The sequence below is a fragment of the Streptosporangium album genome (assembly GCF_014203795.1).
Lineage (GTDB): Bacteria > Actinomycetota > Actinomycetes > Streptosporangiales > Streptosporangiaceae > Streptosporangium > Streptosporangium album.
The window spans coordinates 1-17,164 of sequence record NZ_JACHJU010000003.1; the positions used below are offsets into that span (position 1 = coordinate 1).

Here is a 17,164-nt window from a genome sequence, read left to right on the forward strand (position 1 = left end):
CGCCAGGCTCTCGGCCGAGCAGGTCACCGCCGAGACTCTCGCCGGGGAGCCGATCAGGCAGGTGCTCACCTCGGCGCCCGGCAACGGAGCCGCCCTCGGCGGGGTCAAGGTCAGCACCGACAGCGCGTGGTTCGCCGCCCGCCCCTCCGGCACAGAGGACGTGTACAAGATCTACGCCGAGTCCTTCAAGGGGCCCGAGCACCTCGCCGAGGTGCAGGAGGCGGCCAGGGACCTGGTCTCGGAATCGCTCAAGTGACCGGAGGGGCACCCTCGGACGGCGCCCCCGGAAGGTGAACATCCGCCAGGCGGCGGGCATGACCGTCCAGCGGCGCCGGGCCGGTCAGCTCGCCGTCATGGCCGCCCTCCGGACGGCGTCGTCCGCGTTGCCCGCCCCCTCGTTGTAGATCGCCAGCAACTCGGCCATTGCGCTCCTCCAACTGATCGCCTCACCGTTTCCCGCCCACGGGAAAGACGATCACGCACGGGTCAGCCCCGCCGCCACCAGCGGACGCCCGCCCAGAGACCGGCTCCGCCACCGAGCACGGCGGCCAGGACGTGCACCGCGGAGATCGTCGTGTCGGTGAGGTAGCCGTTGCCGCCGACGAGTATCGCCATGATGATCATGCTCAGCAGGCAGACGCCCACTCCGGCGGCGAGGCCGATCCCGGAGGCGCGCAGAGCTCTCACGGGAGCGCTGGGACGCCTGCGTGCCGAGATCAGCGCGGACACCAGCCGTTCGGCGACCAGTGCGGGATCGTCGTCGACCTGACCGGCGGCCAGCTGGGTCGGCGCCCTGCCCCCGCCGGGCTCGCCCAGGCAGATCCATTGGCGGCCGTCGAGGAAGACGGTCGCCTCTCCCGATCCGGGAAAACTCATCCAGAGGAAGGGCGTGCCCTCGGGGAACTCCCTGCGCCCGTGGCGGATGACGGGGGCGTGTTCGTCGAGTGCCGCGCCCAGAGCCCGCAGCGCCCGTTCCTCCTTCACATCACCCACGACGACCTCCCCTTTCCTATTCGTACGGCGCCGCAGAGCGGTTGCGGCCGGGGGCGTCGCCGGGGCGGAGCGTCCTCTGCCTGGCCGTCAGCCCTCCCCGGGGACCGGTCCCGGCCCGCCCCCTGGCCGCACGCCCAGAGCGGATGCCAGTTCCGCGAGCTGGGCGACGCCCCCGCGCAGGTCGGGGGGGAGCGGCTGGATCGCGACGTGGTCCGCTCCGGCGTCGAGATGGGCGTTGATCCGCCTGGCGACGGCCTCCGCGTCCCCCCACGCGACGATCGCGTCCACCAGCCGGTCGCTGCCTCCGCCGACGAAGTCGTCGTCCTCGTAGCCGAGGTGGCGCAGGTTGTTGACGTAGTTCGGCAACCTCAGGTAACCGGCCATGTGCCCGCGGGCGATCTCCCTCGCTCTGGCCGGGTCGCGCTCCAGGACGACGGCCTGCTCCGGGGCGAGGATCGGCCCCGGGCCGAGGGTCTTCCGGGCGAGCACGGTGTGCTCCAGCGGCACGAAGTACGGGTGGGCGCCGTCGGCCTTGTCCCGGGCGAGCTCCAGCATCCGGGGCCGCAGCGCGGCGAGCAACCTGGGCGTGGGCGGGTCGTCGGTGAACGGCAGGTCACGTGCGGCGGTGTCCATCGCGTCGAGATAGGCGCTCATCGCGGCGAGGGGACGCGTGTAGTCGTGACCGCGCTGGGAGACGAGAGGGGCGTGGCTGACCCCGATGCCCAGGGCGAACCGCCCCGGGTAGGCCTCGCCGAGTGCCCTCCCCCCGGCCGCCATGGCCGTCGCGTCCCGCACCCAGATGTTGGCGATGCCGGTCGCGACCGAGATGCGCTCCGTGGCCGCGAGCAGGATTCCCGCGGCGCTGAACGCCTCCCTGCCCCCCTGCGCCTCACCGAACCACAGCGTGTCGTAGCCGAGCTGCTCGATCTCGGCCGCGGCCTGCCGGACGGCCGGGGCCGGAGCCCTGCTCAACAGGGGATGCCATACACCGATCCGTCCGATGCCCATCACTGTCTCCGATCAAGCTTGACCATACTGTTCGATTCCGATCGGGCGGGAGGCGTTTCCCTGCCCGTGTCGTCGCGGCGCCCGCTCTCCGGGGGCACCTGCCCCTCGGAGAGCGGGACCGTCACCACTGTGATCGCCGTACGGATCGCGGGCAGGCGGTCACCACCGCCACCGGCTTGCCCACGAGGACCGCGCCGCCGCGCCGGGAGGCCATCCAGTCCAGCGCGTGACCGAGCTGGGGCGGCAGGACGCTGTGCTCCCCCTGCCGAAGGCTGCCGGCCATTCCAATGATCTTCATCCCCGGCCCCATCCCTGTCGCGACCCCGCGACACTACGAGCACGGGGGAATCTCGCCGAGCCGATCACGCGGACGCGGCCTCCGCCGGCGCGGCTCCCCCAGCTATCCGACACAACCGCCGGGCTTCACGCTCCATCACACCCGCCCCGTGCCCCACAGGACGGGGAACGAACGCGTCCGCGCACATTTTTCCCTCAAAGTTCGGCGGTCTCTCCGCCAAACGTGGCCGGGCCCATGACCTCGACCCGCGCCTCCTCTCGCTCCGGAAACGTCCGGAACGCCGCCCCCTGCCGCCCTCACGGACTCATCGAGGCGGCGGGGCCGGAGTTCCCGGAGACCGCGCCTCGCGACGGCCGGCGATTTCATGCGGCCGGCCACCGACACTGTTCCTTATAGAAGAAAGTTTCATTCATGTTTCCTCAGCGCGCTACACGAGCGGTAACGTGAGCGCACTCACACCACATGACCGGTATCGACTCCCCCGTCCGGTCAGGCGGTCACCGAAAGGGCTTTCATGAGCGTTCAAGCCACGCCCCGCCAGGCTCCGGCCGGCACCTCGTCACCGTACCGCTGGGTAATCCTCCTGCTGTGCTGGGCGTCGTTCACGATGACCTCGGTCGACCGCTCGACCTGGGGCCCGGCTTCGGCATCGGTCGGAGAGGCGCTGGGAGTCTCCCTGGCGGGGCTGGGCCTCTTCGCGACGGCCTACTACGTCGGCTACGTCGTCTCCAACGCCGGAGGCGGTTTCCTCACCGACTGGCTGGGCGCGAGGAACATCCTGGCCGGATCGCTGTTCGTGGCCGGCGCGTTCATGGTTCTGTTCGGATCGAGCCCCTCGGCAGGCGTCGGCATCGCCTTCCAGGCACTCATCGGCCTGTTCGCCGGAGCCGACTACGCCGCCGGTGTCAAGCTCATCACGGTGTGGTTCACCTCCGAGGGCCGGGGACTGGCCATGGGCGTTTTCATGACCGCCACCTCGCTGGGCACCGTGATCGCCAACGCCGTCGTGCCCCGGCTCATCCAGTGGCAGAACTGGCAGACCTCCTACCACTTCTTCGGGGCGGTCTCGATGGTACTTGCCTCTTCCTCATCCGCAACGGCGGTGCCGGCGCCCGGAGCGAGGCCGGGCCGCAGAAGCCGGATCTGCGCCCCCTGATGGGCAACCGCGACCTGCTCCTGCTCGGCCTGGCCGGATTCGGCGGCCTCTGGGGCACCTATGGCTTCATCACCTGGTCGAACACGCTGATGGTGAAGGGCAACGGCATCGACCCGGTGACCGCCGGGACCGTCGTTGTGCTCTTCGGTATCGTGGCCGTCGTCAGCAAGCCGCTGATCGGACTGGTGACCGACCTGATCGGCAAGGGCCGCAGGATCCCCACCGTGATCGTCCTGGCGTTCTTCGTGGTCACGCTGCTGGTCTTCGGCAGCATGACCACGGCGACCCAGTTCCTCATCGTGGCGCCCTTCCTCGGACTCGGCGCCTACATCTACAGCCCGCTCATGGTCGCGATGATCCCCGACCTGTCCGGCCGGCGGCTGGCCGGCTCCGCGGCGGGAGCGACCAACGCGGTCTGGCAGCTCGGCAGCGTCATCGTCCCCGTCGTCATCGGCGCGGTCTTCCAGACGACGGGCTCCTTCTACGCGGCCTTCGTGACCCTCGCGATCGGCCCCCTCATCGGCGCGATCCTCATGTTCTTCGTCCGCGAGCCCGGAAAGGCGGCATGATCCAGATGACCGAGCACTACGACGTGATCGTCGCAGGGGGCGGATCCGGCGGGGTCGCCGCCGCGGTCGGCGCGGCCCGCGCCGGCGCACGCACGCTCCTTGTCGAGCGCGGCCCGTGCCTGGGCGGCGCCGCCACCCTTCGCAACGTCCTCACCTACTGCGGCCTGTACACACGGGCTGAGCCGTACACGCAGGTGGTGTACGGCGTGGCCGAGGAGGTCCTGGCCGGCCTGCGCGCCGAGGGGGCCGTCACCGCGCCGCAGAAGTTCACGGCCGTGGCCGTCGTCTTCGACCCCGAGACCGCCAAGCGGGTGCTCGACGACCTGTGCGTCGGCGCGGGAGCGGAGCCCCGGCTGCACAGCATGCTGCTGGGTGCCCGGCGAGAGGACGGCCGCATCGTGTCGGCTCAGATCGCCGACCATTCGGGAGTGCACGAGGTCACCGCGTCGGCCTTCGTGGACGCGACGGGCGAGGCCGACCTCGCCGCCCGCGCCGGCGCCGGGGTCCGCTACGGCAACGACGGCAAGGTCCAGAACGGGTCACTCGGCGTCCGCTTCGGCGGCATCCCCGCCGACGCCCTGGTCACCAGGGACACGGTCCGGGAGGCCGTCCGCGCCGCCAAGGCACGCGGCGACGGACCGCTCCTCGCCGAGCAGGGCCTGATCGCCCGTCTCCCGATCTCGGGCGACGTCATCGCCTACCTGGTCGACGAGGCCTACGACGCCCGCGACGCGGGCGACACCAGCCGGGCCGAGATCTCCGCGCGGGAGCAGTCCCGGGCCTACCTCGAGGTGATCCGCTCGCTTCCGGGCTGCGCGGGCGCCCATATCGTCAGCACCGGCCCGGAGCTGGGCACCAGGGAATCCCGGCACGTCGTCGCCCAGTACCGGATGTCGGAGTCCGACGTGCTGGGCGGCGGCCGGTTCGACGACGCCGTCGCGCTCGGCGCCTGGCCGGTGGAGTACCACCCGGGGCCCGGTGTGCCCTCCGAGTGGAGGTTCATCGAGGGCGACGGCTACTACGAGATCCCCTTCGGCGCGATATGCAGCGCCGACACCGGAAACCTCTTCGCCGCGGGCCGCACCATCGACGGCGACAGGGCGGCCGGCGGCTCCCTGAGGGTCATGGGCACCGCGTTCGCGACGGGTCACGCCGCGGGGGTCGCCGCCGCCGGAGTCGCCGACCAGGGCAAGACCGACGCGCACGCCGTACGGACCGAGCTGTCCCGGCAGGACGCCTTTCTTCCCTGACGTGGATCTCTCACACAACGGGCCCCGGCCCCTGACGCGGATCTCCGCACAGGGAACCCCGGACACGACCGGGCGCGACCACCGGAAGGTGACCGCGCCCGGTCTCCGCTCTCTCCTGTCGTGCGTTCAGACCCCGTAGAGCCAGTCGGTGTACTTGTGGCTCGACAGGTCGCGGGTCCGCATCAGCTCGTTCCGCATGGTCCTGCCCAGGCCGTCGACATGCCAGATGTCGCCCCAGATCCGGGCGGTGGCCTGCACCCGCGCGGTACGCGGAACGCGGATCTCCTGGTAGCCGGCGAGAGCGTCGTCCCACGAGCCGGCGTGCTTGACGGACTGCTCGGCCAGCACCTGGGCGTCCTCCAGGGCCTGGCAGGCGCCCTGGGCGAGATACTGCAGCATCGGGTGGGCGGCGTCGCCGACCAGCGCGAGCCGCCCGTCGACCCACGAGGTGGCCGGCGCCCTGTCGAGCATGTTCCAGTGACGGTCGCGCCACAGGTGCGACAGGGCAGCCTGGACCTGGTCGCAGCACCGCTCGAAGGCGGCGTCCAGGTCCCCGGGCCCGCGGAAGACGGCGACCTGGTTGAGCATCTCCCCCTGCCGCAACGGGTACTGCACGAGATGACAGTCCGGGCCGAGCCAGGCGACGACCTCGTCAGGGTTGATGTCGACCCCTCCGGCGGGGAACGTTCCCCTGTGGGCGACGAATCCTGATTCCACTGGACTGTCGGTGACGATCTTCGCCCGCAGGCGGGACTGCAGCCCGTCGGCGCCCAGCACCACGTCGCCCTCGTGCACCGAACCGTCGGCGCAGAAGGCGCGCGCGCCCGATCCCGCGGTCTCCACCCGTTCGACGCTGACACCCTTGACCAGTTCCACGCCCTCGCGCTCGCAGGCCCGGAGCAGGATCCGGTGCAGGTCGCTGCGGTGGGCGACGACGTAGGGGCCGTGATACCGCCGCTGGAACTCCCCGCCCAGGTCCAGATGGGTGAGCTCCTCGGCGCTGACCGCGTCGCGGAAGACCAGCCTCCTGGGCAGCACCCCCGTCGCGACGACCTCGTCCAGCAGGCCCCACCCGGCGAGCACGCGGGTGGCGTTGGGGCCGAGCTGCAGCCCGGCCCCCACCTCGCCGAACTCCTCGGCCCGTTCGAGCAGGCGGACGCCACGGCCGGCTCTGGCCTGGGTGTACGCCGCGGCCAGCCCGCCGATCCCGCCCCCGGCGACGAGCACCTCGACACGCTTCATGTTCATCCTTTCAGGGCCCTAGAGCCAGCGGCCGGGTGCGGGCAGCGACGCCTCGGGGGCCTCGCCGCGCCCGGTCATCCACGCCGCGATCCGGGCGGCCGGTCCGGTGACGTGCGGCCCGGACGCGTCCGCGCCCCAGGTCCGGTCCCGGTCGTGGGGCGCGAGGGTGAACGACGGCTCCTGCCCGCGCCGCAGCCGGCTCTGTGTCACGTCGGTCAGCAGCGCGTCCACGAGGTCGGGTGGGAAATCGTCGAAGCGCGCGCCCGCGCCGAGGTCGACGGCGTGCACCCACACCTCGCGGACACGCATCCACGGGATCTCCGTTGCGGGGACGGTCCGCCCCTGCGCGGTGACGACCTGCGCCCGCCACTGGAGGTCCGACAGCCCCTCCAGCGCCGACCTCAGCTCCTCCGCCGTCTCGGCGACCAGTCCGCGCAGTACGGCGGGCCCGAGCGCGGCCCCCGCCTCGATCTCGGCGTCGCGTGCCTCCGCTCCCGCGTACATCGGGGTCTCCTCCCCCGTCCGCGCCCAGTGCACGAGCCGGGTCAGGGCCTTGGCGTTGTAGGCGACGTGGGCGGCCAGGTGGCGGCCGGTCCAGCCCGGCAGCCGGGACGGCGCGTCCAGATCGGCGGCGTCGAGGCAGGCGGTGAACAGTGCCGTGCCCTCTTCCAGCCAGGCGTCAGCCATCGCCGCGCGCCGTGTTGGCCAGCTCGCCGATCCCGGCGATGCGCGTCACCAGCCTGCTCCCGTCGCCCAGATACCGCTGCGGCGTGCGGGCATGGCCCACCCCGCCGGGGGTGCCCGTGGCGATCACGTCGCCGGGGCGCAGGGTGAGGATCTCCGACAGATAGGCGATCAGCTCCGCGGGCCCGAAGACCAGATCGGCGGTGTCGGCCCGCTGCACGGTCTCCCCGTCGACCTCACAGGAGAGCGCGAGGCCCTCGCCCAGCTCGTCCGGCGTGACCAGGACCGGACCGAACGGCGTCGTGGCCTCGAAGGTCTTGCCCTGCAGCCACTGGAGGGTGCGGTACTGGTAGTCGCGGGCCGTCACGTCGTTGAGGATCGAGTAGCCGGCGATCGCGGCCCGCGCCTGGTCGGGGCTCGCGTGCCGGACGGTGTCTCCGATCACGACGGCCAGCTCGGCCTCCCAGTCCACGGCCTGGGAGACGGCGGGGAGCACGATGTCGTCGTAGGGGCCGATCAGCGCCTCGGGGAACTTGGCGAAGATCGTTGGGTGCTGCGGGAGTTCGCGGCCCATCTCCAGGATGTGCGCCCGGTAGTTCAGCCCGACGCACAGGATCTTGCCCGGGCGCGGGACGACCGGCGCGTAGTCCGCCGAGGCCGTCGGGTGCGAGGCGCCCGCGCCGGAGGCGGCCAGCTCCCGCCAGCCGGGCAGGGCGAGCAGCTCGCCGACGTCGGCGGCGTCCAGCTCCACGGCGTGGTCACCCTCGACGCGCACCGCCGCCGTGCGGCCGGGCAGGCGCAGTGTTGCGAGCTTCACTCGGTCTCCTCCTTGAACTGGTGCAGTGCCTCGAAGATGGGGGTGTCGCTGAACCGGAACAGGTCGAACCGCGAATCGGCCTGGACCGTCAGCGTGGACCACGACGGCACCACGGCGAGGTCGCCGCGGGTGAGCCGCCGCTCGACGCCGTCCAGCGTGAACACGCCGTCGCCGTCGAACACCTGGTAGACCGAGGAGCCGACCTCGCGCCGGGTCCGGGTCCGCGTGCCGGGCCGGAGCCGGTGGAACTCGGCCCGGATGGTCGGCATGACGTCGCCCCCGGTGGTGGGGTTGGTGTAGCGGACGGCGGCGTGCCCGGGCTCGACGGTCGCGGCGTGGCCCTCGTCCTCCAGTGCCAGTTGCTCGTCCAGCGCGCGGTCGGTGTGCTCCCAGCGGTAGGCGGCGATCGGCGAGTGCGCCCTGGCCCCCAGCCCCGACAGCGGCCGCAGGCCCGGGTGCGCCCAGAGCCGCTCGGACCGGGACACCGACGGTGTGCCGGTGTCGGTGACCTGCTCCGGCCCGAACTCGAAGAACGAACTGTCGGTGTAGTGGACGAACGGGATGTCGAGCCCGTCGATCCAGGCCATCGGGGTGTCGGTGGTGTTGTGGTGACCGTGGAAGTGCCAGCCCGGGGTCAGCAGGAAGTCACCGCGCCGCATGGCCACGGGATCGCCGTCCACGACCGTCCAGACCCCTTCGCCCTCGACGACGAAGCGGAAGGCGTTCTGGGTGTGCCGATGCTCGGGAGCGACCTCGCGCGGGCCGAGATACTGGATCGCCGCCCACAGCGTCGGAGTCGCGTACGGCCGGCCCTCCAGGCCCGGATTGGCCAGCGCGATCGCCCGGCGCTCTCCTCCACGGCCCACGGGCACCAGGTCGCCGGCGCGCCGGGCGAGCGGGTAGAGCCGTTTCCACTCCCACACGTGCGGCCTCGCCTGGGGCCGGGGATGCGCCGGCATGAGGTCGCCCACCTGGGTCCAGAGCGGGAGCAGATGCTCGGCGTCGAAGTCGGCGTACAGCCGCTGGAGCGCCGCCTCTTCAGTTGGGTTCATGGCGCCAAGCTATAAACAGATTCTTTATAGTGCACTATTATTCTTCTATGAAGAACAAGCCGGCGTATGCCCTCGGCTCCGTCGACAACGTGCTGCTCCTGCTGCACATGCTGCGCGACCAGGGGAAGCTCAAGGTCACCGATGTCGCCAGAGAGCTGGGCATCGCCCGGTCCACCGCCCACCGGTTGCTCGCCATGCTGGTCTACCGGGACTTCGCCGTACAGGACGACAACCACATCTACCTTCCGGGGCCGTTCCTGTCCTCGGGAGGGGGCGACATCGGGGGCTCCACCCTCCGGAAGCTGCGCGAGCTCGCCCGGCCGCACATGGAGACGCTGTGCGGAAGGGTTCACGAGACCGTCAACCTCATGGTCCGCGTGGGCACGGAGGTCCGTTTCCTGTCCAGCGTGGAGTCGTCGCAGATCCTCCATGTCGGCGACCGGCGGGGCACGATCCTGCCCGCCCATCGGGCGTCCGGCGGCAAGGTCCTGCTCGCCGAACTGTCCGACGAGCGGATCCGGGAGCTGTACCCGGACCTTCCGGACGCCGAACGGGCCGGGCTGACGCGTGACCTCGGCGACATCCGCGCCCGCGGATACGGCCTCAACATCGAGGAGACCGAGCAGGGGGTGTCGGCGATCGGCGCCGCCGTGCACAACAGGCAGGGTGGCGCGATCGCCGCGCTGTCGATCGCGATCCCCTCCGCCAGGTTCGGTCCCGACCGGATCGGCCCCTTCGCCCGCGAGCTCCACCGCGCCATCCTGGAGACCGAGCACACCCTCGCGGACCTCCCCGATCTCTGAGATCCCAGCCGGCCCGCCGAGCGCGTCCGCTCCGGTGCTCCGACGGAGCACCTGACCGCCCCCCGCTCAGAGGCCGAGCACCTCCCGCTCGACGTGGTCCAGCGCCAGGCGCACCCCGCCCAGCGCCACGCTCTCATCGCCGAAGGTGGAGAGCGCCACCTCCGGAGCCCTGAGACAGAGCTCGTCAAGGTAGCGCCGGAGCGGCACCAGCAGGACGTCACCGGCTCTCGAGCAGCCGCCGCCGACCACCACGAGGTCGGGGTCGACCGCCAGGACGAGCGCCGAGGCACCGATCGCGAGGTTCCAGGCGAACCGGTCGACCGCCTTCAGCGCCTCGGGGTCGCCCGCCCGCGCCGCCACGAACACCTGGTCGGCGTCGGCGTCCTTCGTCAGCTCGGCGGAGCCGTCCTCCCAGCCCACCTGTCGCAGGGCGCCGATCTCGCCGGCGCCCCCACCCCGGCCACGGTGCAGCCGGCCGGCGATGAGGATGCCCGCTCCCGTCCGGTGCCCGACGAGCAGGTAGACCACGTCGGCGGCGTGCTGCGCGCTGCCCCGCCAGTGCTCGGCGAGCATGGCCAGGTTGGCGTCGTTCTCGGCGAATCCCGGGCAGCCGAGCCACCGCCCGGCGATGCTCGCCAGGTCCACCCCGGTCCAGCCCGGCAGCACGGTGGACAGCGACACCCGTCCGGACCGGTCGACGATGCCGGAGGTGCCGGCGGTGACCGCCCAGACCCGCGTCCGTGGCACACCGGCACGGTCGACGCAGGCCAGTGCGGTCCGCTCCGCCCGTTCCAGCCGCTCCGGCGCCAGGGCGTCGCCGGACACCGTGGCGCGCTCCGTGGCGACGACCTCCCCGTTGAGGTCGGCGAGCGTCGCGAGGATCTTGTTGGCGCCGACGTCCACGCCGAGCACGTGGCCGGCGTCCGCGCGGAAACGGAACCGCCGCGCGGGACGGCCCATCGCGCCCCCGTCAGGCGGGGACTCCTGCACCCAGCCGCGCTCCCCCAGCTCCTCCAGCACCGCCTCGACCGTCTGGCGGGAGAGCCCGGTGATCCGGCCGAGCCGGGTGAGCGTGGTCACCCCCTCACGCCGCAGCGCGCGCAGCGTGGCCTGGGTGTTGACCCGGCGCAGCAGCGAAGGGTCCCCCGGGCGGATCTCAGCCACTTACGAGACCTCGTTTCATAACTGTTACCGGCTCCCCCTATTGACCCCAACAGGTGCTGATCCTAGCATCGGCCGACATATGTTACCTAGTTACATAAGTGGAGGACTGATGGCGCGAGCGGTGACCCTTGCCCTTGTCGGGGCGGGTTCTCGGGGGACCTCCTACGCGCGTCACGCCATCCGGGACGCGTCGGCCGAGGTCGTGGCGGTGGCCGAGCCCCTGGCCGCCCGGCGTTCACGGGCCGCGGCCGAACACCCCGGTGCCACGCTGTACGAGGACTGGCGGGAGCTCGCCCGGCTCCCCCGGCAGGCGGACGCGGTGATCATCGCCACCCAGGACACCGACCACGTCGAGCCCGCGACCAGGTTCGCCGAGCTCGGTTACGACATCCTCCTGGAGAAGCCGATGGCCGTCTCCGAGGAGGACTGCCGCCGGATCGTGGCGACGGCCGAGCGCTCGAAGGTGATCTTCGCGGTCTGCCATGTGATGAGGTACATGCCCTATACCAGGGCGCTGAAGGAGATCATCGACTCCGGGCGGATCGGTGAGATCGTCAGCATCCAGCACCTGGAGCCGGTCGGCTGGTGGCACCAGGCCCACTCCTACGTCCGCGGCAACTGGCGGCGGACCGACGAGTCGACGTTCATGCTGCTCGCCAAGTCATGCCACGACCTCGACTGGCTGGTCCATCTGACCGGCAGGCAGGTCAGCCGGGTGTCCTCTTTCGGCGGGCTCGCGCACTTCCGCGCGGCCGGCCGCCCCGAGGGTGCGACCGACCGCTGCCTCGACTGTCCGGTCGAGGCGGGATGCCCGTACTCGGCCAAGCGCATCTACCTGCCCATGCTCGGTGATCCCGCCGCGGAGGCGTGGCCGCTGTCGGTGCTCACCGACGACGTCACCGAGGCGGGCCTGCTGGAGGCGCTGCGCAACGGCCCCTACGGCCGCTGCGTCTACGGCTGCGACAACGACGTGGTCGACCACCAGGTCGTGAACATGGAGTTCGAGGGAGGCATGACCGCCTCGTTCACCATGACCGCCTTCACCCCCCTGGACTTCCGGCAGACCCGGATCTTCGGGACCCACGGCTCGATCGAGGGAGACGGGGTCCGGCTCATCGTCCACGACTTCGTCGGCGGCGGCACCGAGACGATCGACACCACGGCGGCGGGCGGCGCGTCGGCTGCGGACGGACACGGCGGCGGCGACCGGGGGCTCGTCGAGGCGTTCCTCTCCGCGGTCAGGACCCGCGACCCCCACCAGGTGCTGTCCTCGCCCGGCGAGAGCCTGCACAGCCACCTCATCGCCTGGGCGGCCGAACGCTCACGGCTCAACGGCGAAACCGTCACTCTGGAAGGAAGCCCCCATGAAAGGTAAGAAACTGGCGCTCGGCCTGGCTCTGAGCGTCGCGCTCGGCGGCATGGCCGCCTGCGGTTCCGGCACAGGGACCGGAACCGCGGGCACAGCGGCACCCTCGGCGTCCGGCGGCGGACGCGGGCCGCTCACCTTCGCCAGCGGCAAGTTCGAGGCCGAGGCCACCCAGAAGATCGTCGACGCCTGGAACGCCAAGCACCCCGACGAGAAGGTGACCTCCACCGTGCTTCCGGAGAGCGCCGACGAGCAGCGCCGCAAGCTGATCCAGAACGCCCAGACCAAGTCCGACGCGCTCGACGTCATCCTGATCGACGCGGTGTGGACCAGCGAGTTCGCCGCCAACCGGTGGGCCGACGAGCTGCCCGCCGACACGTTCGACGCCTCCGGCTTCCTGCCGCCCGCGATCGACACCGGCAAGTATCGCGACAAGCTGTATGCGATGCCGCTGTTCACCGGCACCGGCCTGCTCTACTACCGCAAGGATCTCGTCGAGAAGCCCCCGACGACCTGGGCGGAGATGACGGCCGCCTGCGACAGAGTCCTGCCCAAGCAGAAGGGGATGAGCTGCTACGGCGGCCAGTTCGACAAGTACGAGGGCCTCACCGTCAACTTCTCCGAAGCGATCAACTCCGCGGGCGGCGAGTTCGTCGACGCGTCCGGCAGGCCCGCGCTCACCAGCGAGGGTGCCAAGGCCGGTGCCGCCTTCCTGGCCGACGGCTTCAAGAGCGGGATGATCCCCAAGGAGGCGATCACGTACAAGGAGGAGGAGGGCCGGAACGCCTTCCAGGAGGGCAAGCTGCTCTTCTACCGCAACTGGGCCTACATGTACGAGTCGTCCAACAAGACCGACGGTTCCAGCAAGGTCGCCGGGAAGTTCGACGTGGCACCGCTGCCCGGCCGCAGCGGTATCGGCGCGGGCACCCTCGGCGGAAACAACCTCGCGGTCTCGTCCTTCTCCAAGCACAAGGAGACCGCCAGGGACTTCATCGCCTTCGTCACCTCGGCCGAGCAGGAGAAGGCGTTCGCGCTGATCAACTCCACCCCGCTGGCCCGCGCCTCGCTCTACGACGACCCCGAGCTGGTGAAGAAGTACCCCTACCTGCCCGCGCTCAAGGAGGGCATCCTCGCCGCCAAGCCGCGCCCCAAGGCGGTCAAGTACGGCGACGTCACCGCCGCCATCCAGGAGTCGGCCTACGCCGTGGTCTCCGGCGCCAAGCCGGCCGACCAGGCGCTGACCGAACTGCAGGCCGCACTGACCCCCCTGCTCCAGTAACCCTCTACCACCGGTACGGCGCGCCGCCCCATGAGGCCGCGGCCGTACCGGGTCCGTCCATCGAAGGAGGTGAACGGTGGCCACGGTCACCACAGATCGGCCCGGACCCGCCATGCGGCCCCCGCGCCGGCCGGGACGCCGGGCCGGGCGCGGCCGGTCGTGGCCCGCGGTCCTGATGCTGTCGCCCACCCTGATCGTGCTGGCCCTGGTGGTGCTCTACCCGCTGGTCGCGGCCGCGCGTGAGTCGTTCTACACCAGCGGCGAGACGCTGGACGCCGACGGTTTCGTGGTCGAGGGCGAGCGGTTCGCCGGACTGGCCAACTACGCGGGCGTGCTGGGCGAGCGTTTCCTGAACGCGATGTTCAACACGACGCTCCTCACCGTCGTCACCGTCTCCATCGAGGTCGTCCTCGGTTTCGCCATGGCCCTGGTGATGAACCGGGCGATGCGCGGGCGGGCGTTCCTGCGGGCCAGCATCCTCGTCCCCTGGGCGGTGCCCACGGCGGTCTCCGGCCTCATGTGGAAGTGGATCTTCCAGGCGGACGGCGTCGCGAACGCGGTCCTCGGCACCGACATCCTGTGGACCGCCGAGGGGGTCTACGCCAAGTTCGCCGTGATCATCGCCGACACCTGGAAGACCGCCCCCTTCGTCGGCCTGCTCGTCCTGGCGGGGCTGCAGATCATCCCCGGCGAGGTCTACGAGGCGGCCCGGGTGGACGGGGCCTCGGCCAGGCAGACGTTCTGGCGGATCACACTGCCCCTGGTCAGGCCGGCCCTGCTGGTGGCGGTGCTGTTCCGCCTGATGGACGCGTTGCGCATCTTCGACCTGCCGTACGTCCTGATCGGGCCGCGCAAGCACTCCGTCGAGACGCTGTCGGGGCTGATCTGGGACGAGGCGACCCGCGTGCACTACGGTCCCGCGTCGGCGTACGGCACGGTCCTGTTCCTCTACATCGCGCTGATCGCGTACGTCTTCGTCCGGCTGCTCGGCGCCGACCTGCTGAGCGACGTGCGAACACGCAAGAAGGAGGCCTGACGTGCGCGCTGCGCTGCGCAACGGCGGTGTGATCGGCATCGCGCTCTACTGCCTGGTGCCGTTCTACTGGATGGTCGTCTCCAGCTTCCGCAGGACCAGTGACATATACGATAAATCGCCTCTCCCTACTCCATGGTCGATGGAGAGTTACGCCGCCGTCTTCGACGAGGGCATCGGCTTCGGCCAGTCTCTGGTCAACAGCCTCATCGTGGCCGGAGTGACCACAGCGGCCACGATGCTCATCGGCACCATGGCCGCCTACGCGCTGGCCCGGCTGACCTTCCGCGGCAAGAACGTCATCCTGGCACTCGTCATCGCGGTGTCGATGTTCCCCGGCGCGCTGCTGATCGTGCCGCTGCTCAAGCTGTTCACCTCGATCGGCTGGATCAACAGCTACCAGGCGATGATCGTCCCGAGCATGTCCTTCGCGCTGCCGCTGACCGTGTGGAACCTGACCTCCTTCTTCCGGCAGCTGCCCTACGAGCTGGAACAGTCCGCGATGATCGACGGGTGCACGCCCCTGGCCGCGTTCCGCCGGATCATGCTGCCGCTGGCCGCCCCGGGCATCTTCACCACGGCGATCCTGGCGTTCATCGCGACCTGGAACGAGTTCATCATCGCCGTGACCATGGTCAACGATCAGTCCCGGCAGACCGCGACCGTCCGGATCGCCCAGTTCACCGGTGCCGCCAAGTTCGACACCCCGTTCGGCACCCAGATGGCCGCCAGCGTGCTCGTCACCGTGCCCCTGGTCATCCTGGTGCTCTTCTGCCAGCGCCGTATCGTCGCGGGGCTGACGGCCGGGGCGTTGAAATGACCGACGGACGCGCGGGCGGCCGCACCGCTCGGTCACGGTGACCGCAAAGTGATTCGTTGAAGAGGGATGGCCGGTCGGTGACCCATCCGGCATCGGCGGGATAGGGAAATGGGCGAACATATCCCTTATGCCCGCATGACCCATCCAGCATCGTGACAAGCTGGGTAGGAAGGGTTTTCGCCCGCGTCTCTATACGACCGTGCGGGCCGGACCCGAGAGGGACCCACAGCCGGAACGCTTTTTCACCGATGTCATCGGGGACGGCGCGGCTGCTCAGGACGACGACATGCCGGGGTCCGCGCGAAGTCGCCGCCCGCCGATGTTCCGCGGGAACGCAAGGGGGAAAGACCGTGAAAGCTCTCGTCTATGACGGGCCGATGGACGTCAAGGTCAAGGACGTCCCCGACGCGAGAATCGAAAAGCCGACCGACGTCCTGGTAAGGATCACCACCACCAACATCTGCGGATCCGACCTGCACATGTACGAAGGCCGGACCGACATGGAGACCGGCCGGGTGCTCGGTCACGAGAACCTCGGCGAGGTCATCGAGGTGGGTCAGGCCGTCGACCGCGTGAAGGTGGGAGACCTGGTGTGCCTGCCGTTCAACATCTCGTGCGGCTTCTGCGAGAACTGCGAGCGCGGTCTCTTCTCTTACTGCACGACCACCAACCCCGAGCCGCGGATGGCCGGCGCCGCGTACGGCTTCGCCGACATGGGCCCCTACAGCGGCGGGCAGGCCGAACTGCTCCGCGTGCCCTACGGCGACCACAACTGCCTCATCCTGCCGCCCGAGGCCCGCGACAACCAGGTCGACTACGTCATGCTCTCCGACATCTTCCCCACCGGCTGGCACTCCACCGAGCTCGCCGGCCTGCTGCCCGGCGAGACCATCGCCATCTACGGCGCCGGCCCGGTCGGGCTCATGGCGACCCTCTCGGCGACCATCAAGGGCGCGAGCAAGATCATGGTCGTGGACCGCCATCCCGACCGGCTCGCACTCGTCGAGAAGCTCGGCGGGATCCCCATCGACGACTCCAAGGGGTCGCCGGTCGATCAGATCCTGGAGCACACCGACGGGCTGGGCGCTCACCGGGGAGCCGAGTGCGTGGGCTACCAGGCCCACGACCCGCAGGGTCACGAGCACCCGAACATGACCCTGAACAACCTCGTGAACTCCGTACGCTTCGCCGGCTCCATGGGAGTCGTCGGAGTCTTCATCCCGCAGGACCCCGGCAGTCCCGACGACCTGTACAAGCGGGGCGAGGTCGCCTTCGACTACGGCATGTTCTGGTTCAAGGGCCAGAGCATGGGCACCGGGCAGTGCCCCGTCAAGCGGTACAACCGCAAGCTGCTCAACCTCATCAGGGAGGGGAAGGCCAAGCCGTCGCAGATCGTCTCGCACGAGCTCTCGCTCGATCAGGCCCCCGAGGGCTATGCGCACTTCGACAAGCGCGACATGGGCTGGACGAAGGTCGTGCTGCACCCCAACGGGCGTCGCTGACCCAAGGCCCGCAACACCGGCGGCTGATCACCCCGGAACGCTGAGGCGTCCCGTCTCCTGCGGGTTCACGCCTCCGACGCGGATCTGGACCGGAACAGGCGGACGGGTCCGTGGCGCCGATCGATCGG

Annotated in this window: 17 protein-coding genes and 1 pseudogene; 10 read left to right on the forward strand and 8 right to left on the reverse strand. The window is 70.5% G+C overall.

Annotation, left to right across the window (positions count from 1 at the left end; genetic code table 11):
* Positions 1-256, forward strand: a pseudogene (locus FHR32_RS29840) (phosphoglucomutase, alpha-D-glucose phosphate-specific); the annotation flags it as partial.
* A 230-nt stretch (positions 257-486) separates the two neighbouring features.
* Here FHR32_RS29840 and FHR32_RS29845 read toward each other — a convergent pair.
* The 3 genes from FHR32_RS29845 to FHR32_RS29855 all read right to left on the reverse strand — a co-directional run bounded on the left by FHR32_RS29845 (position 487) and on the right by FHR32_RS29855 (position 2,299).
* On the reverse strand, positions 487-993 hold the full coding sequence (locus FHR32_RS29845; protein ID WP_184757911.1) for a hypothetical protein: 507 nt from the start codon (positions 991-993) through the stop codon (positions 487-489).
* Between the two features lie 87 nt (positions 994-1,080).
* Positions 1,081-2,001 carry an LLM class F420-dependent oxidoreductase gene (locus tag FHR32_RS29850; RefSeq protein ID WP_184757912.1) on the reverse strand — a complete coding sequence of 307 codons (921 nt, stop codon included), beginning with the start codon at positions 1,999-2,001 and terminating at the stop codon, positions 1,081-1,083.
* A gap of 121 nt (positions 2,002-2,122) precedes the next feature.
* The gene (locus FHR32_RS29855) at positions 2,123-2,299 is read right to left on the reverse strand and encodes an NADPH-dependent FMN reductase family protein (RefSeq protein ID WP_184757913.1); all 177 of its coding nucleotides are present in this window, start codon (positions 2,297-2,299) and stop codon (positions 2,123-2,125) included.
* A 514-nt stretch (positions 2,300-2,813) separates the two neighbouring features.
* Between FHR32_RS29855 and FHR32_RS43180 the strand changes: the two genes are divergently transcribed.
* The 3 genes from FHR32_RS43180 to FHR32_RS29865 are packed head-to-tail and all read left to right on the forward strand — an operon-like array spanning position 2,814 to position 5,274.
* On the forward strand, positions 2,814-3,455 hold the full coding sequence (locus tag FHR32_RS43180) for an MFS transporter (RefSeq protein ID WP_221466447.1): 642 nt from the start codon (positions 2,814-2,816) through the stop codon (positions 3,453-3,455).
* Complete coding sequence (locus tag FHR32_RS43185) at positions 3,455-4,024, forward strand: MFS transporter (protein ID WP_221466448.1); 570 nt, start codon at positions 3,455-3,457, stop codon at positions 4,022-4,024. The genes FHR32_RS43180 and FHR32_RS43185 overlap by 1 nt, the downstream gene beginning before the upstream one ends.
* On the forward strand, positions 4,021-5,274 hold the full coding sequence (locus FHR32_RS29865; protein ID WP_221466449.1) for an FAD-dependent oxidoreductase: 1,254 nt from the start codon (positions 4,021-4,023) through the stop codon (positions 5,272-5,274). The genes FHR32_RS43185 and FHR32_RS29865 overlap by 4 nt, the downstream gene beginning before the upstream one ends.
* Before the next feature lie 126 nt (positions 5,275-5,400).
* Here the strand turns inward: FHR32_RS29865 and FHR32_RS29870 are convergent, their stop codons facing one another.
* The 4 genes from FHR32_RS29870 to FHR32_RS29885 are packed head-to-tail and all read right to left on the reverse strand — an operon-like array spanning position 5,401 to position 9,069.
* The gene (locus tag FHR32_RS29870; RefSeq protein ID WP_221466450.1) at positions 5,401-6,516 is read right to left on the reverse strand and encodes an FAD-dependent monooxygenase; all 1,116 of its coding nucleotides are present in this window, start codon (positions 6,514-6,516) and stop codon (positions 5,401-5,403) included.
* A gap of 18 nt (positions 6,517-6,534) precedes the next feature.
* The gene (locus FHR32_RS29875) at positions 6,535-7,203 is read right to left on the reverse strand and encodes a maleylpyruvate isomerase family mycothiol-dependent enzyme (RefSeq protein ID WP_184757915.1); all 669 of its coding nucleotides are present in this window, start codon (positions 7,201-7,203) and stop codon (positions 6,535-6,537) included.
* Positions 7,196-8,017, reverse strand: coding sequence for a fumarylacetoacetate hydrolase family protein (locus FHR32_RS29880; RefSeq protein WP_184757916.1), 822 nt, complete (start codon positions 8,015-8,017; stop codon positions 7,196-7,198). Before FHR32_RS29880 ends, FHR32_RS29875 begins: the two co-directional genes overlap by 8 nt.
* Entirely contained in the window at positions 8,014-9,069 is a 1,056-nt protein-coding gene (locus FHR32_RS29885; protein ID WP_184757917.1) for a cupin domain-containing protein, read from the reverse strand. Before FHR32_RS29885 ends, FHR32_RS29880 begins: the two co-directional genes overlap by 4 nt.
* A gap of 47 nt (positions 9,070-9,116) precedes the next feature.
* Here FHR32_RS29885 and FHR32_RS29890 point away from each other — a divergent pair, with 47 nt between their 5' ends.
* Positions 9,117-9,872, forward strand: a complete 756-nt coding sequence (locus FHR32_RS29890) for an IclR family transcriptional regulator (protein WP_184757918.1) — start codon at positions 9,117-9,119, stop codon at positions 9,870-9,872.
* Between the two features lie 66 nt (positions 9,873-9,938).
* Here FHR32_RS29890 and FHR32_RS29895 read toward each other — a convergent pair whose 3' ends face one another.
* A complete protein-coding gene (locus FHR32_RS29895; protein WP_184757919.1) occupies positions 9,939-11,036 on the reverse strand; it encodes an ROK family protein in 1,098 nt (365 codons plus the stop codon).
* Positions 11,037-11,145: 109 nt separating this feature from the next.
* Between FHR32_RS29895 and FHR32_RS29900 the strand changes: the two genes are divergently transcribed.
* The 5 genes from FHR32_RS29900 to FHR32_RS29920 all read left to right on the forward strand — a co-directional run bounded on the left by FHR32_RS29900 (position 11,146) and on the right by FHR32_RS29920 (position 17,036).
* Entirely contained in the window at positions 11,146-12,411 is a 1,266-nt protein-coding gene (locus FHR32_RS29900) for a Gfo/Idh/MocA family protein (protein WP_184757920.1), read from the forward strand.
* On the forward strand, positions 12,401-13,681 hold the full coding sequence (locus FHR32_RS29905) for an ABC transporter substrate-binding protein (protein ID WP_184757921.1): 1,281 nt from the start codon (positions 12,401-12,403) through the stop codon (positions 13,679-13,681). Before FHR32_RS29900 ends, FHR32_RS29905 begins: the two co-directional genes overlap by 11 nt.
* A gap of 76 nt (positions 13,682-13,757) precedes the next feature.
* Positions 13,758-14,717, forward strand: coding sequence for a carbohydrate ABC transporter permease (locus tag FHR32_RS29910; RefSeq protein ID WP_221466451.1), 960 nt, complete (start codon positions 13,758-13,760; stop codon positions 14,715-14,717).
* A 1-nt stretch (position 14,718) separates the two neighbouring features.
* Positions 14,719-15,534 carry a carbohydrate ABC transporter permease gene (locus FHR32_RS29915; RefSeq protein ID WP_221466452.1) on the forward strand — a complete coding sequence of 272 codons (816 nt, stop codon included), beginning with the start codon at positions 14,719-14,721 and terminating at the stop codon, positions 15,532-15,534.
* A gap of 350 nt (positions 15,535-15,884) precedes the next feature.
* Entirely contained in the window at positions 15,885-17,036 is a 1,152-nt protein-coding gene (locus FHR32_RS29920) for a glutathione-independent formaldehyde dehydrogenase (protein WP_184757922.1), read from the forward strand.
* Positions 17,037-17,164 lie beyond the last annotated feature (128 nt).

Bases quoted from the DNA above. Each gene is read 5' to 3' on its own strand.
- FHR32_RS29905 (WP_184757921.1), top strand. From the start codon at position 12,401: ATGAAAGGTAAGAAACTGGCGCTCGGCCTGGCTCTGAGCGTCGCGCTC.
- FHR32_RS43185 (WP_221466448.1), top strand. From the start codon at position 3,455: ATGGGCAACCGCGACCTGCTCCTGCTCGGCCTGGCCGGATTCGGCGGC.
- FHR32_RS29850 (WP_184757912.1), bottom strand. From the start codon at position 2,001: ATGGGCATCGGACGGATCGGTGTATGGCATCCCCTGTTGAGCAGGGCT.
- FHR32_RS29870 (WP_221466450.1), bottom strand. From the start codon at position 6,516: ATGAAGCGTGTCGAGGTGCTCGTCGCCGGGGGCGGGATCGGCGGGCTG.
- FHR32_RS29900 (WP_184757920.1), top strand. From the start codon at position 11,146: ATGGCGCGAGCGGTGACCCTTGCCCTTGTCGGGGCGGGTTCTCGGGGG.
- FHR32_RS29875 (WP_184757915.1), bottom strand. From the start codon at position 7,203: ATGGCTGACGCCTGGCTGGAAGAGGGCACGGCACTGTTCACCGCCTGC.
- FHR32_RS29865 (WP_221466449.1), top strand. From the start codon at position 4,021: ATGATCCAGATGACCGAGCACTACGACGTGATCGTCGCAGGGGGCGGA.
- FHR32_RS29855 (WP_184757913.1), bottom strand. From the start codon at position 2,299: ATGAAGATCATTGGAATGGCCGGCAGCCTTCGGCAGGGGGAGCACAGC.
- FHR32_RS29885 (WP_184757917.1), bottom strand. From the start codon at position 9,069: ATGAACCCAACTGAAGAGGCGGCGCTCCAGCGGCTGTACGCCGACTTC.
- FHR32_RS43180 (WP_221466447.1), top strand. From the start codon at position 2,814: ATGAGCGTTCAAGCCACGCCCCGCCAGGCTCCGGCCGGCACCTCGTCA.
- FHR32_RS29890 (WP_184757918.1), top strand. From the start codon at position 9,117: ATGAAGAACAAGCCGGCGTATGCCCTCGGCTCCGTCGACAACGTGCTG.